General features: G+C 73.3%; 2 protein-coding genes and 1 pseudogene. All 3 read right to left on the bottom strand.

All coding sequences use genetic code 11. The features are described from left to right. A pseudogene (locus ACTS11_RS13335) lies at positions 1-949 on the bottom strand (hypothetical protein); the annotation flags it as partial. Between the two features lie 111 nt (positions 950-1,060). Beyond that, on the bottom strand, positions 1,061-1,753 hold the full coding sequence (locus ACTS11_RS13330; RefSeq protein ID WP_442640796.1) for an ABC transporter ATP-binding protein: 693 nt from the start codon (positions 1,751-1,753) through the stop codon (positions 1,061-1,063). Between the two features lie 9 nt (positions 1,754-1,762). Further along, the coding region (locus ACTS11_RS13325) for a sugar transporter (protein WP_442640795.1) at positions 1,763-2,758 on the bottom strand (996 nt) is incomplete at its 5' end.

Genomic DNA, 2,758 nt, shown 5'->3' with positions numbered 1-2,758 from the left:
CCCCGACGCTCTCGAGCAGGTGGAGCCGCCCGTTCGGCAGGAGCGCGAAGAGGGTCAGGCCGTCGTCGCCGCCGCCCGCCGCGACATAGGCATGCCCGCCCGCCGTGGCGATGGCGACGTCCTGCACCCGGCCGAACCGCGTTTCCAGCGTGTCCGTCACGTGATCCGTGGGCACCAGCGCGCCGCTCGGCAGGAGTTCGAGGACGCTGAGCGCGCCGCCGGCGCCGTTCCCGGCGGCCGAGGCGAGGACGACGAAGTGTCGCCCGCCGAGCATAACGGTCTCCATCGCGGTGGGGATCATGACGCCGAGACCTTCGCCCGCACCCATGGCGCCGGTCGCGACGAGGCCCTCGGGCTCCTCGCGGAAGGCCGCGACGCCGGCTTCCGACTGGCTGGCGGCGAGGATGTAGCGGTGCGGCCCGACCTCGGCTGTCGCCAGCCGGAAAACGTCGGCGGCATAGGTCGCGTCGGTGTCGGCGATGGCGGCGGTCTGCGTCAGCGCCGTTCCTGTCCAGGCATGGACCGTGAGCCCGCCCGTGAAGCCGTCGGCCAGATAGGTGCGCCCCTCCGTCCCCTCGGCGGCGTCGCGGACGGGCCCGAGCTCCGGCGCGAGGCCGGAGAGGAGCGCCGCCGCGCCGAAGCTGTCGGGGGAGAGCGTCCAGAGCCCGCTTTCGCCGCTGCCGGCCACGATCAGGTGGTCCTCGCCCCCGATCGAGAGGAAGACCGGCCCGGCAAGCGCGTCGCCGCCCCAGCCGGGGCCGAAGTAGGAGAGGCCCGCGACGCTCGCCGTCGCGCCGGAGAGGTCGTGCGCGACGATCCCGCCGCGCGGCCCGCTCGAGACGAAGAGGATGGCGCCCGCGTCCGTCTCCACGACGGTCATACCGTCGATCCCGGTGTCGAGGCCGCCGTGGCCGGTCTCCACCCGTCCCGAGAATGCGATGCCCGTCATGAAGGCCCTCCGCGCGCAAGCGGGTCATCTCATGCGGGGGGGCTGCGGCCGGTGCGGGCCGACAATGTGGACGCGGTCGGGAGATTGCCTAAAGCTCGCGGGAAGCCGGCGTCAGAGACCGGAGAGATGCCTGGCGATCGCCTCCTCGAGGTCGTCGAAGTAGCGCGCCTTGCCGTCCTCGAGCACGAGGCCCGCGGTGCAGAGGGCGCGAAGCTCCTCGGGATTGTGGCTGACCACGATGGCGCCCGCCGCGCCGAGCCGCTCGCGCAGGATCGCCCGGCTCTTCTCGCGGAAGACGGCGTCGCCCGTGGCCGTCACCTCGTCCACCAGGTAGGTGTCGAAGGCGATGCCCATGGATTGACCGAAGGTCAGCCGCGCCTTCATGCCCTGCGAATAGGTGCGCACGGGCCTGTGGAACCGCTCCCCCAGTTCGGCGAAATCCTCGACGAAGGCCTCGAGCGCGCGGGGGGCGACGCCGTGGACGCGGGCGACGAAGGCCTCGAGCGCGCGGGGGGCGACGCCGTGGACGCGGGCGACGAAGCGCGTGTTCTGCGCGCCGGTCAGCTCGGGGTGGAAGGCGCCGCCATAACCGACCTGCCAGGAGACGGTCCCGGTCCGCGCGATCCTCCCCCGGTCGGGCCGGAGGTTGCCCGAGACAAGCTGGAGAAGCGTGGACTTCCCCGCCCCGTTCCGCCCGAGGAGCGCGACGGACCTGCCGCCGGGCAGCTCGAAGGTCAGGCCGTCGAGAACCTTCCGGCGACCGTCGCCGCGGAAGCCCTTCTCCACGCCGTCGAAGCGGATCATGGCGCGGGCTCAGCGCCGGTCGCGGATCGCCGCGGCCGTCAGCAGCGCGATGGACCACACCAGCAGGAGGAACAGCGCGAGCAGCCCGAGGATCGCGCCGCTACGGGGATGGTCGGCCCGCTCGGCGAGCGTCGGCTGGATGTAGACGGCGAGGTAGCTCGCCTGCCGCGCCGCGGCCGCCAGCGTGATGTCATGGGCCGCGACCGACGCGCGCCACGCCGCCTCGGCGAAGTCTCGTTCAGCGGCGAGGCGTTCGTAGCCGGCGAGGAGTGCGGGGTAATCCCTGCTGCCGGGGCCGGTGTCCTCCTCGCCGGCCAGCGCGCGCTCCTCCGCGATGCGACGTCTCAGGAAGGCCACGCGCTCGGCGTCCGCCGGATCTGCGGGCCCGTCCGCGGCCAGCGCCTGGGCGAGCTGGGCCTGGAGGTGGCGCACGACGGCGAAGCGCCCCTCGATGTCCGATCCGGGCTCGGCGATGCCGCTTTCGATACGGAAGGCGGTCAGCGCGGCGCGCGCCTCCGCCAGTCGGGCCTCGGCCACGGCGAGGCCGTGCGAGGCTTGTGCGGTGGCGTCCTGCCGCGCGCGCGCGTTCAGGTCATTGACCAGCGCCTGCCCTTCCACGACGAGCTCGCGCGCGATGAGCTGCGCCATTTCCGGCGAGAAGGCGAGGACCCTCAGCTCGATGAGGCCCGTGCCCGCGTCGTGCGTCACCCGGAGCATCCGGCGCCAGTGGGCCAACTGATCCTCGACGGTCGCATCGCGCGAAAGCGCGAAGACCGGGTCGCCCTGGGGTCCGGAATAGTGACCCACGATGTCGAGCCTGCGGGCGAGCCGCTCGATCAGCGTCTGGCTGTGCAGGAACTCGGCCAGGATCGCGGCCTCGGCGCCGCCGGCGGCTCCGGTCAGCCGCGCGATGCCGCCGAGCGCGTCGCCCGCGCCGTCCTGTCCCGTCCGCACCGTGAAGGCCACCGTCGAGGCATATTGCGGGGCGGCGTCCACGAGGAGGTA

The sequence above is a fragment of the Roseicyclus sp. genome (assembly GCF_052168335.1).
Lineage (GTDB): Bacteria > Pseudomonadota > Alphaproteobacteria > Rhodobacterales > Rhodobacteraceae > Roseibacterium.
This window is presented reverse-complemented; position numbering and strand designations above follow the sequence as displayed.